The sequence below is a fragment of the Acidovorax radicis genome, from assembly GCF_020510705.1.
In the GTDB taxonomy this organism is placed as follows: Bacteria; Pseudomonadota; Gammaproteobacteria; order Burkholderiales; family Burkholderiaceae_C; genus Acidovorax; species Acidovorax radicis_A.
In genome coordinates this window covers 4757281-4775752 of sequence record NZ_CP075184.1, presented here as the reverse complement: position 1 = coordinate 4775752, position 18472 = coordinate 4757281, and the positions used below count along the sequence as shown (strand labels likewise).

General features: G+C 65.9%; 18 protein-coding genes. 14 read left to right on the top strand and 4 right to left on the bottom strand.

What is annotated here, in order from left to right; genetic code table 11:
- The first annotated feature begins 102 nt into the window (after window positions 1-102).
- From KI609_RS21920 to KI609_RS21905, 4 genes are all read left to right on the top strand, one after another.
- On the top strand, window positions 103-1068 hold the full coding sequence (locus KI609_RS21920) for a tripartite tricarboxylate transporter substrate binding protein BugE (RefSeq protein ID WP_226445633.1): 966 nt from the start codon (window positions 103-105) through the stop codon (window positions 1066-1068).
- 196 nt (window positions 1069-1264) lie between these two features.
- Entirely contained in the window at window positions 1265-2200 is a 936-nt protein-coding gene (locus tag KI609_RS21915; RefSeq protein WP_226445632.1) for an N-formylglutamate amidohydrolase, read from the top strand.
- 226 nt (window positions 2201-2426) lie between these two features.
- Window positions 2427-3101: a response regulator transcription factor gene (locus KI609_RS21910; RefSeq protein ID WP_226445631.1), complete on the top strand. Its 675-nt coding sequence runs from the start codon at window positions 2427-2429 to the stop codon at window positions 3099-3101.
- A 64-nt stretch (window positions 3102-3165) separates the two neighbouring features.
- Window positions 3166-4620 carry a sensor histidine kinase gene (locus KI609_RS21905; protein WP_226445630.1) on the top strand — a complete coding sequence of 485 codons (1455 nt, stop codon included), beginning with the start codon at window positions 3166-3168 and terminating at the stop codon, window positions 4618-4620.
- Between the two features lie 60 nt (window positions 4621-4680).
- On the opposite strand, the gene KI609_RS21900 is transcribed toward KI609_RS21905, so the two are convergent.
- The 3 genes from KI609_RS21900 to KI609_RS21890 all read right to left on the bottom strand — a co-directional run bounded on the left by KI609_RS21900 (window position 4681) and on the right by KI609_RS21890 (window position 7054).
- Window positions 4681-5394 (bottom strand): SPOR domain-containing protein, encoded by a 714-nt coding sequence (locus KI609_RS21900; protein WP_226445629.1) that lies wholly within the window; start codon window positions 5392-5394, stop codon window positions 4681-4683.
- 80 nt (window positions 5395-5474) lie between these two features.
- A complete protein-coding gene (locus tag KI609_RS21895) occupies window positions 5475-6395 on the bottom strand; it encodes a biotin--[acetyl-CoA-carboxylase] ligase (protein WP_226445628.1) in 921 nt (306 codons plus the stop codon).
- Complete coding sequence (locus KI609_RS21890) at window positions 6392-7054, bottom strand: SET domain-containing protein (protein ID WP_226445627.1); 663 nt, start codon at window positions 7052-7054, stop codon at window positions 6392-6394. Before KI609_RS21890 ends, KI609_RS21895 begins: the two co-directional genes overlap by 4 nt.
- Before the next feature lie 157 nt (window positions 7055-7211).
- Between KI609_RS21890 and KI609_RS21885 the strand changes: the two genes are divergently transcribed.
- The 5 genes from KI609_RS21885 to KI609_RS21865 all read left to right on the top strand — a co-directional run bounded on the left by KI609_RS21885 (window position 7212) and on the right by KI609_RS21865 (window position 12519).
- The gene (locus KI609_RS21885; RefSeq protein ID WP_226445626.1) at window positions 7212-10133 is read left to right on the top strand and encodes a DNA topoisomerase III; all 2922 of its coding nucleotides are present in this window, start codon (window positions 7212-7214) and stop codon (window positions 10131-10133) included.
- Entirely contained in the window at window positions 10133-10378 is a 246-nt protein-coding gene (locus KI609_RS21880; RefSeq protein WP_226450564.1) for a hypothetical protein, read from the top strand. The genes KI609_RS21885 and KI609_RS21880 overlap by 1 nt, the downstream gene beginning before the upstream one ends.
- A 90-nt stretch (window positions 10379-10468) precedes the next feature.
- Complete coding sequence (locus KI609_RS21875) at window positions 10469-10822, top strand: DUF4124 domain-containing protein (protein WP_226445625.1); 354 nt, start codon at window positions 10469-10471, stop codon at window positions 10820-10822.
- A gap of 92 nt (window positions 10823-10914) precedes the next feature.
- Window positions 10915-11898: a glycerophosphodiester phosphodiesterase family protein gene (locus KI609_RS21870; protein ID WP_226445624.1), complete on the top strand. Its 984-nt coding sequence runs from the start codon at window positions 10915-10917 to the stop codon at window positions 11896-11898.
- Window positions 11899-12186: 288 nt separating this feature from the next.
- Window positions 12187-12519, top strand: coding sequence for a DUF2834 domain-containing protein (locus tag KI609_RS21865; RefSeq protein ID WP_226445623.1), 333 nt, complete (start codon window positions 12187-12189; stop codon window positions 12517-12519).
- Here the strand turns inward: KI609_RS21865 and KI609_RS21860 are convergent.
- The gene (locus tag KI609_RS21860; RefSeq protein WP_226445622.1) at window positions 12480-13427 is read right to left on the bottom strand and encodes an AraC family transcriptional regulator; all 948 of its coding nucleotides are present in this window, start codon (window positions 13425-13427) and stop codon (window positions 12480-12482) included. The genes KI609_RS21865 and KI609_RS21860 overlap by 40 nt on opposite strands.
- Window positions 13428-13537: 110 nt before the next feature.
- On the opposite strand from KI609_RS21860, the gene KI609_RS21855 reads away from it, so the two are divergent.
- The 5 genes from KI609_RS21855 to KI609_RS21835 all read left to right on the top strand — a co-directional run bounded on the left by KI609_RS21855 (window position 13538) and on the right by KI609_RS21835 (window position 18472).
- Window positions 13538-14299 (top strand): tyrosine-protein phosphatase, encoded by a 762-nt coding sequence (locus tag KI609_RS21855; protein ID WP_226445621.1) that lies wholly within the window; start codon window positions 13538-13540, stop codon window positions 14297-14299.
- 411 nt (window positions 14300-14710) lie between these two features.
- Entirely contained in the window at window positions 14711-15691 is a 981-nt protein-coding gene (locus KI609_RS21850; RefSeq protein ID WP_226445620.1) for a tripartite tricarboxylate transporter substrate binding protein, read from the top strand.
- A gap of 113 nt (window positions 15692-15804) precedes the next feature.
- Window positions 15805-16566, top strand: a complete 762-nt coding sequence (locus tag KI609_RS21845) for a 3-oxoacyl-ACP reductase (protein ID WP_226445619.1) — start codon at window positions 15805-15807, stop codon at window positions 16564-16566.
- 330 nt (window positions 16567-16896) lie between these two features.
- Window positions 16897-17430 (top strand): GNAT family N-acetyltransferase, encoded by a 534-nt coding sequence (locus KI609_RS21840; protein ID WP_226445618.1) that lies wholly within the window; start codon window positions 16897-16899, stop codon window positions 17428-17430.
- 430 nt (window positions 17431-17860) lie between these two features.
- Window positions 17861-18472, top strand: a complete 612-nt coding sequence (locus KI609_RS21835; protein WP_226445617.1) for a type I restriction enzyme HsdR N-terminal domain-containing protein — start codon at window positions 17861-17863, stop codon at window positions 18470-18472.

Here is an 18472-nt window from a genome sequence, read left to right as displayed (position 1 = left end):
GTTGTCAAATCATTCCAAATTGGAATGTTATCAGGCATATCCATTGCTTGGTAGAGGGCGTTGATTCTATTAACCTCAATGCACTTCATAGGAGAAATGTCCATGCAACGCCGTCACATGCTTTCAGCGCTGGCCGCCGTATCTTTCGTTCCTGGAATATCTTTTGCGCAAGAAGGCAAACCGCTGCGCGTGATCATTCCGTTTCCACCAGGGGGCGCCACCGACATCACGGCCCGTGCCCTGCAGGACGCGCTCACGCGCCTGCTCAAGCAGCCGGTGGTGCTCGACAACCGTGGCGGTGCAGGCGGCTCCATCGGCATGGCCGAGGTCGCGCGCGCCCCGGCCGACGGCCTGACCCTGGGGGTGGCCACGCTGTCTACCCATGGCGTGAACCCTGCGGTGTACAGCAAGCTGCCCTACAACCCCACCAAGGATTTCGTGGGCGTGACCGAGATCGTGAAGGCCCCGGGCGTCATCGTGATCAACCCCACCACCGTGCCGGTCAAGAATTTCGCTGAACTGGTCAGCTACCTCAAGGCCAACCCGGGCAAGGTGTCATACGCCACGCCCGGCAACGGCACCATTGGCCACATGTGGGGCGAGCTGTTCAAGAGCAGCACGGGCACCTCGATGGTGCACATCCCCTACCGGGGTGCGGGCCCGGCCCTCAATGACGTGCTGGCGGGGCAGGTGGCGGTGTACTTCGACCAGGTGGCCTCTTCGCTGCCCTATGTGAAGGCGGGCAAGCTCAAGGCGCTGGCGGTCTCGTGGCCCCAGCGGCTGGACGTTCTGCCCGACGTGCCCACCTATGGCGAGCTGGGCTACAAGCAGGCCAACGAGCCATCGTGGTTTGGCCTGGTCGCACCCGCAGGCACCCCTGCGGCTGCGGTGGAGCGAATTCAGCAGGCCGTGGCCCAGGCACTCAAGGAGCCCGCCGTGCGCGAGCGCCTGGCCGGCCTGGGGCTTTACCCCTCGGGCACCACGCCTTCGGATTTCACCGCCCAGATTGCCCGCGAGATCGACAAGATGAAGCGGGTCGCGGCCTACGCCAAGGTAGCCCTCGACTGATTTTCCCCACCCGGGCCCCGAGCCCGGGACGGCCACAGCCGGGATGTTTTAGACCGTGTTCACGATCTCTCAGCGGCTCCCGCGAGATCTTGAACCCGTTCTTGGACCATGAATTGCCCCGCTTTCAGGGATAACCATAGTCACATCCCGGTCTGGGCGGCTAGGCCGGCCGCCCTCCTTTGCGCACACTCTGCCTATGCATGCTGCCTTGAAACTGATCCACCAACGCTTCCAGCACGCCGAACCTGGCGTGACCGGTTCGCCCGGCCTTGCCACCACGGCGGCCGATGCCCCCCTGGTGACGAGCCTGCCCGGCACCACGCCGCTGGTGCTCGACTCACCACACAGCGGCACGTGTTACCCCGCCGATTTCGGCTCGGCCTGTGACCTGCCCACGCTGCGCCGCGCCGAAGACACGCACGTCGAAAAGATCTACGCCTTTGCCCCTGCGCTGGGCGTGGCCTGGGTCGAGGCCCACTTCCCCCGCATCTATCTCGATGCCAACCGCGACACCACCGAGCTGGACACCACGCTGCTCGATGGTGCCTGGGCTGATCCGCTCTCCACCGACCCTGCCGTGCTCAGCAAGGTGCGCCTAGGCAAGGGCCTGATCTGGAAGTTCACCGACGAGGGTGAGCCGATCTACAACCGACTGCTCACCGTGGCCGAGGTGCGTGCCCGCATCGAGCGTTGCTGGCGCCCCTACCACGCAGCGGTGGCGCAAGCCATTGACGCCGCCCATGCCCGCCACGGCTACAGCCTCCACATCAACTGCCACTCCATGCCCGCCGTGTCGGCCAGCCATGCCACCGAGTTTCCGGGCCTGGTGCACGCCGATTTTGTGATCGGCGACCGCGACGGCACCACCGCCAGCCCGGCCCTGTCGGCGCTGGTGTGTGAGCACCTGCGTGGCTGCGGCTACAGCGTGGAATACAACCACCCTTACAAGGGGGTGGAGCTGGTGCGCCGCTACAGCAACCCGGCCCAGCACCGCCACAGCATCCAGATCGAGATCAACCGCAAGCTCTATATGGATGAAGCGACCCTGGCCCAGTGGCCCGAGGGCATGGCCCGGCTGCAGGCCGACCTGCAGGCGCTGGTGCACAAACTGCTGGCTACCGACCCCCGGTGACGTCGCCCTGACGCCAGCGCGAGGAGGCTGCTGCCGTGGTGCGCTGGCAGCGGCTCTTATCGGGCGGGCGTCGGCCCCTCGCCCCACACAGGGACGAGGGGCTGCGTGGGTGGCACGCCGGGCGCGGGCGGGATGCCGATAGGGCGCCAACGCGGGCGCGGCGGCGCCTAAAATCGCGGCACAGGCGCGGCGCCAGACCGCAGCCATCCCACCAGGAGACTCCCCCATGCGCATCCTCATTGCCGAAGACGACCAGGTGCTGGCCGATGGCCTGCTGCGCACGCTGCGTGCCTCGGGCGCCGTGGTGGACCATGTCGCCAGCGGCAGCGAGGCCGACGCGGCGCTCATGACCAACAACGAGTTCGACCTGCTCATCCTGGACCTGGGCCTGCCCAAGATGCATGGGCTGGAAGTGCTCAAGAAGCTGCGCGGCCGGGGCTCGGCCCTGCCGGTGCTCATCCTCACCGCGGCCGACAGCGTGGAAGAGCGCGTGAAGGGCCTGGACTTTGGCGCCGACGACTACATGGCCAAGCCCTTCAGCCTGCAAGAGCTGGAAGCCCGCGTGCGCGCCCTCACACGCCGGGGCATGGGCGGCACCAGCAGCGCCATCAAGCACGGCCCGCTGGTCTACGACCAGGCCGGCCGCGTGGCCACCATCGACGGCAAGATGATCGAGCTGTCGGCGCGCGAGCTGGGCCTGCTGGAAGTGCTGCTGCAGCGCGCCGGCCGCCTGGTGAGCAAGGAGCAACTGGTCGAGCGCCTGTGCGAGTGGGGCGAAGAGGTGAGCAACAACGCCATCGAGGTCTACATCCACCGCCTGCGCAAGAAGATCGAGGGCGGGCCCATCCGCATCGCCACCGTGCGCGGCCTGGGCTATTGCCTTGAGAAAATTGCAAGCTGACTATAAAAATGATAGCTGCTTGCGCTTTGTGGATAAGCGCTAGAGGCCAAAAAGGCTTGAAACCTTGAAAATCTTCCAGCGCGAGCAACGCTCCCTGTTCGGCGAAATCCTTGACTGGATGCTCACGCCGCTGCTGCTGCTGTGGCCCGTGAGCCTGGCGCTTACCTGGCTGGTGGCGCAGGGCCTGGCCAACAAGCCGTTTGACCGGGCGCTGGAGTACAACGCCCACGCCCTGGCCCAGCTGGTGTCAGTGGCCGGCAACAAGGCCCAATTCAACCTGCCGCAGCCCGCCAGCGAGATTTTGCGGGCCGATGACTCCGACATCGTCTATTACCAGGTCATCGGGCCGGGCGGCGAATACCTGTCGGGCGAACGCGAGCTGCCCGAGCCGCCCACCGAAGAAGTCCCCCTGACGGGCGAAGTGCGCTTGCGGGACGCCGAAATGCGCGGCATCGATATCCGCGTGGCCTATATCTGGGTGCGGCTGCCGCTCAACGGCACGCCCTTGGCATTGGTGCAGGTGGCTGAAACCCGCGAAAAACGCAGCGTGCTGGCCACCGAAATCATCAAGGGCGTGATGCTGCCGCAGTTCGTCATCCTGCCGCTGGCGGTGCTGCTGGTGTGGCTGGCGCTGGCGCGGGGCATTCAGCCGCTCAACCAGCTGGAGCAGCGCATCCGCGCGCGCAACCCCGACGACCTCTCGCCGCTGGATGACCACGCCGTGCCGCTGGAGGTGGCGCCGCTGGTGTCATCGGTGAACGATCTGCTCACGCGACTGAACGATTCGCTGGCCACGCAAAAGCGGTTTCTGGCCGACGCCGCCCACCAGCTCAAGACACCGCTGGCGGGCCTGCGCATGCAGGCCGACCTGGCCCAGCGCGAGGGCACCAGCACCGAAGAACTCAAACGCTCGCTGCAGCAGATCGGGCGCTCCAGCATCCGCGCCACGCACACCGTCAACCAGTTGCTGGCGCTGGCCCGGGCCGAGGGCAGCGGCGTGGGCATTGCGCGCCAGCCCTGTGACCTGGCGCGGCTGGTGATCGAGGTGGTGCGCGACTCGGTGCCCCGCGCCCTGGACAAAAAGATCGACCTGGGCTACGACGGCGCCGAGCCCGGCTCGCCCGGCGTGCTGGTCGATGGCAACCCCACGCTGCTCAAGGAGCTGGTGCGCAACCTGGTGGACAACGCCATCAACTACACGCCCTCCACCCCCGACAAGCCCGGCGTGGTCACGGCCCGCGTGCTGGCCGACACCTTTGGCCATGTGCTGCTGCTGCAGGTCGAAGACTCGGGCCCCGGTGTGCCCGAGTCAGAGCGTGACCTGGTTTTTCAGCCGTTTTATCGCGCCCTGGGCAGCGAGGCCGACGGCTCGGGCCTGGGCCTGCCCATCGTGCGGGAGATCGCCCGCAAACATGATGCCGAGGTCATGCTCGAAGACGCCCGACCCGGCCACCACCCGCCGGGCGCCTGTTTCACGGTGCGTTTTGCGGCGCGGGATGACGTGGTGGCCGGCAGCTGAGGGCGGGCGCAGGGGCGCACAACACTGCCGCTGGCGACAGCGCGCCAGCCGGGGCTCGGCTCAACCGCAGGCGCGCAGGGTCTTGCCTGACAGTGCCGGGCGCAGCGCATCGAGCTGCGGGCGCAGCGCATTGTTCACGGCCGGCAGGCGCAGGGTGAAACCGCCCACCTCGGGGCGTTCCTGAATCACGCGCGCCGTGCGCACGCCCTTGTTGTTCAGGTTGGTCAGTTCACGCTCGGCAGCTTCCTTGGTCGAGAAGCGGCCCAGCGACAGGCCGTATTCCCAAGAGCCGCCCGCGCGGTCGAAATCCACGTTGCGGGCGCGCAGCTCGGTGCGTTTTTTGTCCAGCGCTTCGAGATCGTCAAAACGCCCCATGTAAACCATCCAGCGCCCGGGCAATGGGGTCGGATCCAGCACCCAGCTGCCACGCGGCAGCGCAGCGGCTGCCGTGCGCAGGGCCTCGGCCTGGCGTTCGTCAAACACCCCGGCCTGCAGGCACTCGGTGGGGTCGGGGGCGGGCGGTGGTGCCTCGGCCACTGCCGGTGTGGGGGCGCTGGGGGGGGCCGAAGGGGCCGCTGCCGGGCTGGAGGCCGCAGCACCCTTGCCGGGGTTCACCTTCAGGATCTGCAGCGTCTCGGGCCGGATCTGCTGGTCCATGCGCTGGGGTTCCGACTGCTCCTGGGGGGCCAGACCCCATTGGCGCAACAGCCCTTGGGACCACGCATAATAGCCCGCGTTGGCCAGCAGCACCACGATCACGGCAAAACGCAGCATAGGGGCTTGTCTTTCATTCTTTTCGTTCAGGTGTTGCTTGCAGCGCACAGCCTACACAACCGGCGCGGTCCCGGCCAACGTCACCGTGGAACCGGCTTTGCCGGGCCGCCGGTGGCGTCCCCCTCGGGGCTGAGGCGGGCTGCCAATACGGGGCGCACGCTGATCTCGGAGCTGGTGATGGCCTGCATGCCGCCGGCGGTGTGCACCAGCAGCGCACCATCCTCGCCCACCCCATGGGCCATGCCCGCCGTGCCGTCGCTCAGCGTGACGGCGCGGCCCTGCAACACATCCCGCGCGGCAAAACGCGGCTGCATGGGGCCAAAGCCATACCCCTCGAACGACTGCAGCATGGCCACCAGCGGTGGCACGATGCGCAGCAACGCCGTGGGGGCATCCAGCCCCGGCTCCACATCCTGCAGGCTGCCGGGCGGCATGCTCATGCCCTCGGGGTTGCGTGGCAAGACGTTGATGCCGATGCCCACCACCACGTAACGGGGCGTGCCTGCGGTGCTTGTCGGGGTGGGCGCGCCGGGGCTGCTTTGCGGTGCCACGAAGCTGGCGGTCTCCACCAGAATGCCGCCCAGTTTGCGGTCACCACCCCCTGCGCCACCGCCACCGAGCCACAGGTCATTGGGCCATTTGAGGCCCACCCACGCAGGTTGGCCGGCGCCCCGCGGTGGCAACACAGGTTGCAGGCTTTCTGCCACGCTCACCCCCACGGCCAGTGACAGGCCCGACCAGTCGCGGGGCGCCAGCGGCAGGCCCAACGACATCATCAGGGACGCCCCGGTGTCGCTTTGCCACACACGCCCCAGCCGCCCGCGCCCTGCGGTCTGTTGCTCGGCCACGAGCAAGGTGGGCTCACACTGCCCGGCCCGCGCGCGGCGCATGAGCTCGGTGTTGGTCGAGTCAATGGACGGCAGCACCTCTACGGTAAAGCCGGGCAGTTGCGGTGATACCACCTCCCACAGCGCCTCGGCAGGCCAGCGGATGGGGGTCATTGCTTGCGCCCTTTTTTTGCGGCGGGTTGGCCGGTCTTGGCGGCCTGCTTGGCGCTCTTTACTGCCTTGGCGCCCTTGGTCGGGGCTTTTGCAGGGGCTTTGGCGGGCGTTTTCTTTGCTTTCTTTGGCTTGGCAGCGGCCTTGGAGGGTGGCAGTGGCACGGGCGGCGCCCAGCCGCGCTTGGGCGCCAGCAGCGTGCCCCGGCAGTTCTTGCTGCCACACCAGCAGGGGTACTCGGCTTTCAGCTTGGGCGTATAGCGCTCTTCAATGATCAGGCCGTAGTCGTAGTTCAGCTCTTCGTCCGCCTTGATATTGCGCAGCGCCGTGATGAAGATGCGGCCGCCCTGCTCGTCGGCGTAGCAGTTGGGGTTGCAGCTGTGGTTGATCCAGCGCGACGAGTTGCCGCCGAACTTTGCGTCGATCACGTGGTCTTCATCCACATGAAAGTAAAACGTGTGGTTGGGTTGCAAAGGGTCGTGCGGGTGCCGGTCCTGGGCTTCCTGCCAGCCAATCACTTCGCCCGTGTACTCCACAAGGACTTCGCCCTCTGCAATATCCTGCACGGCAAACACACCCTTGCCATGGACGCCCGAGCGCCGGGTCTGGATGCGGCGGCCCGATGCAAGGGCGGGGGCGGCGGGCGATGCGGAGCGGGGCATGGCAAAAACTCTGTTAACTTGATGGTGCACACATGTGTGCGTGCGCGTGTATGTGTGTACGTGCGCGTGAGACACGAATTGTAGAAGCGCTTGGGCCGGACCCCAGCGTGCTGACTCCAGAACACCAGAACGAACGACGACAGGCGAGAGCCCCAAAATGACCAAGACCCTGGTAATTGCAGAAAAACCTTCCGTCGCGCAAGACATCGTGCGCGCGCTGACCCCTGTGGCCGGCAAGTTCGACAAACACGAAGACCACTTCGAGAACGACCGCTATGTAGTCACCAGCGCCGTGGGCCACCTGGTGGAGATCCAGGCGCCTGAAGAATTCGACGTGAAGCGCGGCAAGTGGAGCTTTGCTCACCTGCCCGTGATCCCGCCGTACTTTGACTTGAAGCCCGTGGACAAGACCAAGAGCCGCCTGAACGCGGTGGTCAAGCAGGCCAAGCGCAAGGACGTGACACAGCTCATCAACGCCTGCGACGCGGGCCGCGAGGGTGAGCTGATCTTCCGCCTGATCGAGCAGTACGCCGGTGGCAGCAAGCCCGATGGCAAAGGTCTTGGCAAACCGGTCAAGCGCCTGTGGCTGCAGTCCATGACGCCCCAGGCCATCCGCGACGGCTTTGATGCGCTGCGCAGCGAGCAGCAGATGGCGGGCCTGGCCAGCGCGGCCCGCAGCCGGTCCGAGGCCGACTGGCTGGTGGGCATCAATGGCACGCGGGCCATGACGGCGTTCAACTCGCGCGATGGTGGGTTCTTCCTGACCACCGTGGGCCGGGTGCAGACGCCCACGCTGTCGCTGGTGGTGGAGCGCGAGGAAAAGATCCGCAAGTTCATCAGCCGCGACTATTGGGAAATCCACGCCACCTTTGGCGCCCAGGCCGGTGAATACCCCGCCAAGTGGTTCGACCCCAAGTGGAAGAAAGGCGAGGATGCCGAAGCCAAGGCCGACCGCGTTTGGTCTGCCGCCGAGGCACAGTCAATAGCCAACGCCGTGCGCGGCAAGCAGGCCACGGTCACCGAAGAGAGCAAGCCCACCACCCAGGCGTCGCCCCTGCTGTTTGACCTGACCAGCCTGCAGCGCGAGGCCAACGGCAAGTTCGGCTTCTCGGCCAAGACCACGCTGGCCCTGGCGCAAAGCCTGTACGAGCGCCACAAGGCCCTGACCTACCCACGTACCGACTCGCGCGCGCTGCCGGAAGACTATTTGCCGGTGGCCAAGCAGACCTTTGAAATGCTGGCCGACAGTGGCATGCGGCATCTGGCGCCCCACGCGCTCACGGCGCTGAACAACAACTACGTGCGCCCGTCCAAGCGCATCTTCGACAACAGCAAGGTCAGCGATCACTTTGCCATCATCCCCACGCTGCAGGCACCAAGCGGCCTGAGTGAAGCCGAGCAAAAGCTGTACGACCTGGTCGTGCGCCGCTTCATGGCCGTGTTCTTTCCGAGCGCTGAATACACCGTCACCACCCGCATCAGCACCGTGGCCCCGCACAGCTTCAAGACCGAAGGCAAGGTGCTGGTCAAGCCGGGTTGGCTGGCCATCTACGGCAAGGAAGCCGCTGAAGAAGTCGAAGGCGGCAAGGACGGCGATAAGGGCCAGAACCTGGTGCCGGTCAAACCCGGCGAAAGCGTCAACACCGTCGCCGTGGACCCCAAGGGCCTCAAGACCAAGCCCCCCGCACGCTACTCCGAAGCCACGCTGCTGGGCGCCATGGAAAGCGCGGGCAAGCAGATCGACGATGAGGAACTGCGCTCTGCTATGCAGGAAAAAGGCCTGGGCACGCCTGCCACGCGCGCGGCCATCATTGAAGGCCTGCTGACCGAGAAGTACATGCTGCGCGAAGGCCGCGAAATCATCCCCACGGCCAAGGCCTTCCAGCTCATGACGCTGCTGCGCGGGCTGGAGGTGGAGGAGCTCTGCCGCGCCGACTTGACCGGCGAGTGGGAGTACAAGCTCTCGCAGATGGAAAAGGGCCTGCTCAGCCGCGAAGACTTCATGGCCGAGATCGCCGCCATGACCGAGCGCATGGTCAAGAAGGCCAAGGAATACGACCGCGACACCATCCCCGGCGACTACGCCACGCTCGAATCGCCTTGCCCCAACTGCGGCGGTGTCGTCAAAGAGAACTACCGCCGTTTTGCCTGTGTGGGCAAGCCCGGCGCCGAAGGCTGCGGCTTCAGCTTTGGCAAATCGCCCGCAGGGCGCACCTTTGAAACCGCCGAGGCCAACGCTCTGCTGCGCGACAAGAAGATCGGCCCGCTGGAAGGCTTCCGCTCCAAGGCGGGCTGGCCCTTCACGTCCGAGATCGTCATCAAGTACGACGACGAAGCGCACAACTACAAGCTCGAATTCGACTTTGGCGACGACAAGAAGGGCGAAGAGTCTGGCGAGATCGTGGAGTTTGAAGACGCCGCGCTCGGCCCTTGCCCCATCTGCGGGTCGGACGTGCACGAGCATGGCAGCAACTACGTGTGCAGCAAGGCCGTGCCCACCGCCGCGCAGCCCACGCCGAGCTGCACCTTCAAGAGCGGCAAGATCATCCTGCAGCAGCCCGTGGAGCGCGAGCAGATGCACAAGCTGCTGGAGACCGGTAAGACCGACCTGCTCGACAAGTTCGTGAGCATGCGCACGCGCCGCAACTTCAAGGCCCACCTGGCGTGGGACAAGGAAGCGGGCAAGGTCAACTTTGAATTTGCACCCAGCAAGTTCCCACCCCGCCCGGGCGCTGCGGCCAAAACCGCCGCCGCCAAGGCAGGCAAGACCACCGCAGCCGCCAAAAAAGCCCCTGCCAAAAAGGCCGCAGCCAAGTCCACCGCCGCCAAAGCCCCGCGCAAGGCCGCCGCAGGCAAGGCCCCCAGCGCCGCCCTGGCTGCCGTGATCGGCGCCGAGCCCGTGGCCCGGCCCGAGGCCGTCAAGAAGATGTGGGAATACATCAAGGCGAACAACCTGCAAGACCCCAAGGACAAGCGCACCATCGTCGCCGACGACAAGCTGCGCGCCGTGTTCGGCAAAGACTCGGCCGGCATGTTCGAGCTGGCAGGCATCCTGGGCAAGCACCTGGGTGGCGAGTGATGACACCGCGCGGGGCTCTTGCTGCAGCGGCAGCAGCATCTGCTGCTGTTCCTGCCGCAATCGCCCTCCGGCGCACGGTGCGGGCGGCATGGGTCGCCGTGGCCGCCGCCGGGGTGTTGGCCGGTTGCAGCAGCGCGCCCGCTGCATCGTCTGCGGGTGATGCAGCCCGCACGCAGCAGGGCGCCAGTGGCGTCACCGTGTTTGGTGAAATCGATGTGGGCGTCGCGCGGCAACGCACGCGCTGACGCGCTTGGCCAAGGGCGTCAGCTCGCGCGGTGCCTTCACCGTGTTCCTGGACGGCGTCATCCATAGTCCCATAGTCACCTCTCCAACCCATGCGCAGCCGTACCGAACGCACCGTCCTCACCGCCATCGCACTGATCCTGGTGGCCGCTACTGCGGCTGCATGGTGGACCTCCGACCAGTGGGGGCCCCACGCAGGCCCCTGGGCGGCGCAGGCCTGGAAGAAGATCACCCGCCCGGGCCCCGACACCCTGCCGCCTGACAAAAGAGCCGCCGCCCAGCGCAGCGCCGCGGCCACCTCCGGCCCCCACGGCGCCGCATCGGCCCCCGCGCCTCAGCCCCGCAAATGTGTGCATAACGGCCGCACCGTGTACACCGACCAACCCTGCCCACGCGGCAGCCAGGAGCTGGTGGTGGACGGCGCCGTCACCTCGCTGCCGCCATAGTCCGCAGGCGGGCCAGCCTAGGCGCTGGTGTCACCAGATTGCCATGGGGCATCGCTAGAGTGGGCGTTTTTTTGCCAATGGAACCGTTCACCATGCACAAAGCCCTTTCTCTCGCCGCAGCCTGCCTGTGCGCCGTTGTCCTTGCCGGATGTGGTGGCAACGACGACGTCCCCGCGCAGCCCCAGGTCATTGCGCACCGTGGCGCCAGCGGCTACCTGCCAGAGCACACCCTGGCGGGCTACGAGCTGGCCATCCGCATGGGCACCGACTTCATTGAGCCTGACCTGCAGATCAGCAAGGACGGCGCGCTGGTCGCCATCCACGACGACACCTTGAACCGCACCACCAACGTGGCGGCGCTGTTTGCGCAGCGCAATGGCGGCTACAAGGTGGCCGACTTCACGCTGGCTGAAATCAAGACCTTGACCGTGGTGCCCACCGGCACCGGCAAGACCAGCTACCCCGGCTTTACCCCCAGCGCCGCCAGCCCCTTCACCGTGCCCACTTTTCAAGAAGTGGTGGACTTTGCCAAAAAACAAAGCAGCACCGTGGGCCGCGAAGTGGGCATCTACCCCGAAGCCAAACAGGCCGACCCGGTGATGGAAGACGGCATCTTGAAGACGCTGAACGCCAACGGCTACAACGCCAGCAGCAAGGTCTTCATCCAGTCGTTCAGCGACGTCACGCTGCGCAGCCTGCGCACCAAGCAGATCGCGCAGAACAACAAGATGCCGCTGATCCTGCTGGGCGTGGCCACCACCGCTGCTGACGGCACTGTGCGCATGGGTGTGACGGGCGGCACGGGCGTGCAGTCACTCACGCTGAAGGAAGTGGCCACCTTCACGGAAGGTGTGGGCGTGCTCATCAACAACACCACCTACCCCGTCACCAAGACCTTCATCGACCAGGCCCACGCCGCAGGCCTGAAGGTGCACGGCTGGACCTTTGCCCAGGCCGACGCCACCCTGGCCGCCGCAGAGTTCCGCAAACACCTGGACATGGGCATGGACGGCATGTTTGCCAACTACCCTGATCTGGGCGTGACTGCGCGCAACGCGTACGTGCAGGGCAAATAACAGCGCCTGAGTGGCGCCATACCGGCGCCGCTGTGCCGCCTCCCCCGCTGCGGCCCACTGCGACTCTGTGGGGCCTGCCGGCCCTGCGGTGCCGGTGCACTTTGTTCCGTCACGTGCCGCGCAGCCTGCAACTGCGCACGGACCACCTGCACCTGCACCTGCACCTGCACATCCGCGCGCCTCGCAGCGCATGTCGCATTTTTCCTATCCGGCAGGGGGCTCCCTGCGTCCAATCGCGGCATTGATTCACTACAACCAGCCCCCCGGTAAGTGGGGTGGACCGAACCGATGCAAAAGCACCTGCGCGTCTTCTTTCTGCTGCTGTCCTTTGTGGGCCTGGTGGTCCCCTGGTACTTCAATGGGGTGTACTTCTTGGCTGGCGGCAGCGTGATGCCCGACGTCTTCTGGCGAGACGCCTTTGCCAATGCGCTGACCACTGGCATCACCTTCGACGTGTACCTGGCCGCCGTGGCGTTTGCCGTCTGGGTGGCGGCAGACCGCAGCCTGGGCGCGTGGCGCTGGGTTTGCATTGCAGCCTGCTTTGGCATTGGCCTGGCGTTTGTGATGCCGCTGTACCTCGCTTACCGCCTGCGCGCTGGTTCGGGTGGTTCTGTCCGTTGAGGCGTCTCGGCCTGCTGCGTCTGTGCACCAATCTGCAAGGGCCAGTGCGCAGTGAGTGGGCTGCGCGTGCCTTGCACCAGGGCCTGCAGCGGGTGGCCCGCCAGCCTGCGCACATCGCGCCCCATGTGCGACTGGTCGTAGTAGCCCTGGTCGGCGGCCAGCTCAGCACCCTGGCGGCCCTGCGCGTTGGCCAGGGCGTGCCACAGCGTGCTGTTGAGCCGTGCAATCACCTGAAACTGCTTGGGCGCCATGCCCCAGTGCGCCACAAAGCGCCGTTCAAACTGCCGCGTGCTCAGGCCAGTGCGCCGGCCCACGCCCGTGGCGTCGGCGCTGGCCGCCTGCAGCAAGGCCAGCGCCTGCTGCCGCCGCGCCTCGCACGGTGACGGTAGGGCGACCACCTGCCGTACAAACTGGCAGAGCACCCCCAGCCGCGCGCCATCGTCCACTGCCGCCCGCACACCGTGCTCCACCTCGGCCCATTGGGGGCCCACCAGTTCCGCCAGCGGCCGCAGCGTGTTTGCCAGCCCCCATGCGCTGGCAAACAGTGCCGCCGCAGCCTCCGGCTGCAGCACCAACCCCACGGCCCGCACGGGCCCGCCGTGTTCGTACACCGTGGCCGTGGTGCTGGCGCTGATCCAGGCCGCTGGCGGCACGGGCTCGCCCCGGCAATGCACCTGCCCCGCCAGCCTTACCACCAGCATGCTCGACACCATCGCAGGGAAATGTGACTGCGCCAGCTCCGCAGGCGCATCGACCACCACCGCTGCCATCAGCCAGGGTTGCAAATTAAAGGGAACGGGCACAAAACGCTGCATGCCCGGATTCTGCACACCGGCGTGTTGGCGGTGGCGTATGGGCAGAGGGGGTTGCCAGACCGGCAGGCCTGCAGACCAGCGGGCCGCTGCCATCCCTGCCTCCAGCCGCCCGCGCGACATGCGCCTGCCGCACCGCCCGACTATCCTTGTTGTTTCAGCACCCCACCCACCACACAACCCTCCGCACATCCGCGCCACGCACCATGCAGCAAGCCCCCACCCGCTCCCTTCCCCTCGCCGGCGCCAGCAACTTTCGCGACCTGGGCGGCTACATCGGCCTTGGCGGGCAGCGGGTGAAATGGCGGCGCATCTTCCGCTCCGACCACCTGGCGGGCCTGACGCCCGAAGACCAGGCCCTGCTGGCCGAACTGGGCGTGGCCCGTGCGGTGGACTTTCGCGGCAAGGCCGAGAGCGCGGCCCATGCCTACGCGCTGCCCGGCGTTGCCTACCACCCGCTGGCCATCGAGCCCACCGTGGTGCAGCGTGCGCTGGAGCTGCAACGCACTGGCCGCCAGCTCACGGCACAAGACGCTGTGGTGCTGATGCAAGACACCTACCGCGGGTTTGTGCACGACAACGCCCCGCGCTTTGCCGCACTGTTTGGCCTGCTGCTGGCCAGCGACGCGCCTACGGTGTTCCACTGCACCGCTGGCAAAGACCGCACCGGCTTTGCCGCCGCCCTCATCCTGCTGACCCTGGGCGTGCCACGCGATGTGGTCATGCACGACTACCTGCTCACCAACAGCCTCTACCGCCGCCCCGAAGGCATGGGCAGCCACGCGCCCGAAGAGGTGCTGGCTGTGCTGTGGCGCGTGCAAGAGGAGTTTCTGGAGGCGGCGCTGCACGGTGTCGAGGTGGAATACGGCGGCGTCAGTCGGTACCTGGAGCGAGCGCTGGGCATCAATGCGGCTGCGCAACAGCGCCTGGCCGCGTTGTATCTGGAGCCTTTTCCGTCTGCCGCGTGAGCGGGGCGCCTTTGAACCTGTTTACGATCTCGCAGGGGATCGCGTTGGAGCGCAATGGGGATGAGTGGATGCTTCGGGTGCGCAGCATGGGCTCGTGCCCATGCAAGCAGCCGGGGCGTCCAATCGCCCGATTTCGCTGCAACCCTTCGGGCAGTGGTCTTTGCGGGCGGTCTGCGGCGTTGCGGCCCTTGCCGATAGCACAGGCTATCGGCTGCGCACCGCGCCTTGCATCCCATCCCGCAAAGACCGCTGCGCGACCCCTGGGAGATCGTAAACAGGCTCTGGGGGCCCAGGCTCGTGGGTTGGCGCATGCCGGTAGAGGTAGCATCGTTGCCGACCCGCTTGGGCGCGCCGATGCGCTGTGCATCTGTGGCACCGCCTCTTTTCAACCCTATTGAGAGAACCCCATTCATGCGCCATCGCCGCCTCATCCTTTCCGCCGCTGCTGCTTGCCTTGCCTTGGGGTTGGCCACTGCCGCACAAGCGGCATGGCCCGAGAAACCCATCAAACTGATCGTGCCCTTCCCGGCCGGGCAGGCCACGGATATTTTTGCAAGAGCGCTTGCCGAGCAGCTGGGCGCGCGACTGGGGCAACCGGTTGTGGTCGAGAACAAGGGCGGGGCTGGCAGCAACATTGGCAGCGAGTTTGTCGTGCGCTCGGCCCCGGACGGCTACACATTGCTCGTCGCCGGAAGCGCGATGGCCGTCAACCAGACGCTGTACAAAAAGGTGAGTTTTGATCCCACCAAAGACCTCGTCGGCATCTCGCTGATCGCCAAAGTGCCCCTTATCTTCCTGGCCACCCCAGCGTCCGGCATCACCAGCCTGAAAGACCTGGTCGCCAAGGCCAAGGCCGCGCCCGGGCAGCTCAACTACGCCAGCGCAGGCATCGGGGGCACGCAGCATCTGTCGGGGGAGATGCTGAAGGCCCGTGCAGGCGTGTTCATCACCCACATCCCATACCGTGGCAGCGGCCCCGCGCAAGCGGACTTTCTGGGCGGGCAAATGCCGCTGATGGTGGACTCCGTCACCGCTGCCATGCCGCACATTCAATCCAAGCGCGCGGTGCCGCTGGCCGTCACGTCCATCCAGCGCTCGTCGCAGTTGCCCGATGTGCCCACCGTCGCTGAAAGCGGCATACCGGGCCTCAAGAACTTCGAAGCGGTGGGCTGGCTGGGGCTGATGGCGCCCAAAGGCACCCCCACCGAGATCACCCAGCGCCTGAACCGCGAAGTGACAGAGCTGCTGCGCAGCGAACCCCTGGCGCGATTCATCCGTGAACGCGGCTCAGAGCCCGCACCCACCACGGGCGCCGAGTTTGACCGCTTCATCGCGAGCGAAATCCGCCAGTGGGGCGCGGCGGTCAAGGCCTCCGGGGCATCGGTCGATTAAGACGGCGCCGGGGCGGCAACCCCACGCGCTGCGCCAGCCTTGCCAAAACGCAGAAAGGCACCACGCGCAGCGCATTCAAAAATCAGCGTCAACGACACACAAAGGGTTTACACATGCAGCTCTCTGAGCAATGGGTTTTGGTGACAGGCGGCGCACGCGGCCTGGGGCAGTCCATCACACGCGCGCTGGCGCGCGAAGGGGCGGGCGTGGTCATCAACTACCACCGCAGCCAGGCCGCCGCAGAGGCCCTGGCCCAAGAAATCGGCCCCCGCGCAGTCGCACTGCAGGCCGATGTGACCGATGCCGCCGCCGTGCAGCGCCTGTTTGCCCAGGCGCACGAGCGCACCGGTCAGCCCATCAGCGCCGTGGTCAACAACGCACTGGCGCAGTTTCAGTTTGACGGCGACGCGCGCCCGCAAATTGGCGACATTGCTTGGGAGCGCTTTGCGCAGCAGATCGACGGCGCCGTGAAAGGCGCGCTCCACACCATCCAGATGGCCCTGCCCGCCATGCGCGCGCAGGGTTTTGGCCGCATCGTCAACGTGGGCACCAACCTGTTTCAAAACCCCGTGGTGCCCTACCACGACTACACCGCCGCCAAGGCCGCGCTGCTGTCGCTCACCCGCACCGCCTCGCACGACCTGGGGCCCCACGGCATCACCGTCAACATGGTATCGGGCGGGTTGCTGCGCACCACCGACGCCAGCAGCGCCACGCCCGAGGCCGTGTTTGACCTCATCGCCAGCATGACCCCGCTGCGCCGCGTAACCACGCCCGCCGAGTTTGCCGACGCCGTGTTGTTCTTCCTCTCGCCCTGGGCGCGCGCCGTGACCGGGCAGAACTTGATTGTGGACAGCGGGCTGGTCAAAGGCTGAGGCCGTGATGTGGCATCTGCAGAAGGTGCAGCAGATGCAGTATTCGCAGCAGGTGCAGCAGGTGCCACCTCACGGGCCGGTGCCCGGCACCCGGCGCTTTGTATCGGCGCACGCCCCACAGGGGCACATGCCAAGCACATCGGTCAGTCAGTCGGTCGGTCGGTCAGTACGACCCTGCTGCAAAAGCCCTTGGCGCCTTTGGTGCCCGCTGCCACAAAGCGCCCGCCAACGCCCGTACCCTGCGCTCGGCAGTTCGCCCCCCGTGCCGCGCTGCCGCGCGCGCCTGTTTTTGCCATTAACCCCTCGTCAACGTTGTTGGAGACCCTTGTTGTGACCACCCCCAACGCAGCCCCGTCGCTGCACATCCGGCCCGCTACCGTGGCCGACACCGACACCATCCTGCATTTCATCCGCGAGCTGGCTATTTACGAAAAGGCGGAGCACGAGGCGCTGGCCACGCCCGCGCACATCCACCGCACCCTCTTTGGCCCGCAGCCCCGTGTGTTTGGTCTGATCTGCGAGCTGGGCGGCCAGCCCATCGGCTTTGCGGTGTACTTTTTTAACTACTCCACCTGGCAAGGGCAACACGGCTTGTATCTGGAAGACCTCTACGTCACGCCCGAGCAGCGGGGCGCAGGCGCGGGCAAAGCGCTGCTGCAGCGCCTGGCGCACATCGCGCTGCAGCATGACTGTGGCCGGTTTGAATGGAGCGTGCTGGACTGGAACACACCGTCCATCCAGTTCTACGACAGCCTGGGCGCCAAGCCGCAGAGCGAATGGATTCGCTACCGCATGACAGGCCAGGCGCTGCACGACCTGGCGGCGCAAGGCGCCGGTGCGATGCCTGCCGCTGACCAGGGTTGATGTCACGTCACGTCAAACACCCAGACCGACATCCAGCCCCCCAGCGCCATGCCGATCAGTGTGGCCACGGTGTGACGCTGGCGCCAACAGATATGGTTTTGATAGCTGCTAGCGCTTGCTAGATAAGCGCTAGAGGCCAATTTGGCTTAAACCTGCGAAGGGTGGGGCACCGCAAGCCACCGCCCTGCGCGGGCTCGCCCTATGCATCCGGCTTGATATCCAAAGGTTTCCTTGGGGACACGGCGTGGTCTTCACCTGCATCACCCGCAAAGAGTTTGAAACCTCGGGCCTGGCAGAAACCATGCGACCCGCATTACGTCATCTACCAAGACGAAATGCTCGAACACGCCGATCCGGAGGAGTTGCAGCAGCGGCTCAGTCACAATCATCGGCTACGCAAAATCGTCTTGAAGATGCACCGGGAACCACAGTGACAACAGCCGCCAAAACAAAAAACGAAATCACCGTCCAACGCAACGACAAAGGCCAGATATTCAGCCACGTACGCAGCAAATGGGTGTTCGAGACGCCCGAAGAGCGGGTGCGCCAGGAGTGGTTGTGTGTGTTGGTCAACGAGTACGGTTATGCCACCGAGCAAATGGGCGAGGAGCTGGACCTGACTGGCCGGGGCTCTGCGCAGGCCCGCGCTGACTTGGTGATCTGGCGGAGCAAGGACGACAAGCAAAAGGGCAACACGCCTCTGATGGTGATTGAGTACAAATCGGACAACATCACGATTTCCCCGGCGGACTACGCGCAGGGTGAAATGTATGCCCGGCTGTGCGAAGCGCCGTTCTTTGTCACCCACAACAACAAGGAAAGCCGCTTCTGGCGCGTGCGCAAGGACAAGGTGCCGGGCTATCTGGAAGAAATTGAATCCATCCCGCATGCGGATGCCAGCGACAAGCAAATCACCGCCATGCTGGAGCGGCTCAAGGTATTCCGCGAAGATGAATTTGCCGACCTGTTGCACCGCTGCCACAACATCATCCGCAACCGCGACCACCTAGGGAAATCCTGCAAAACCTCGTGGTCAGTCTGA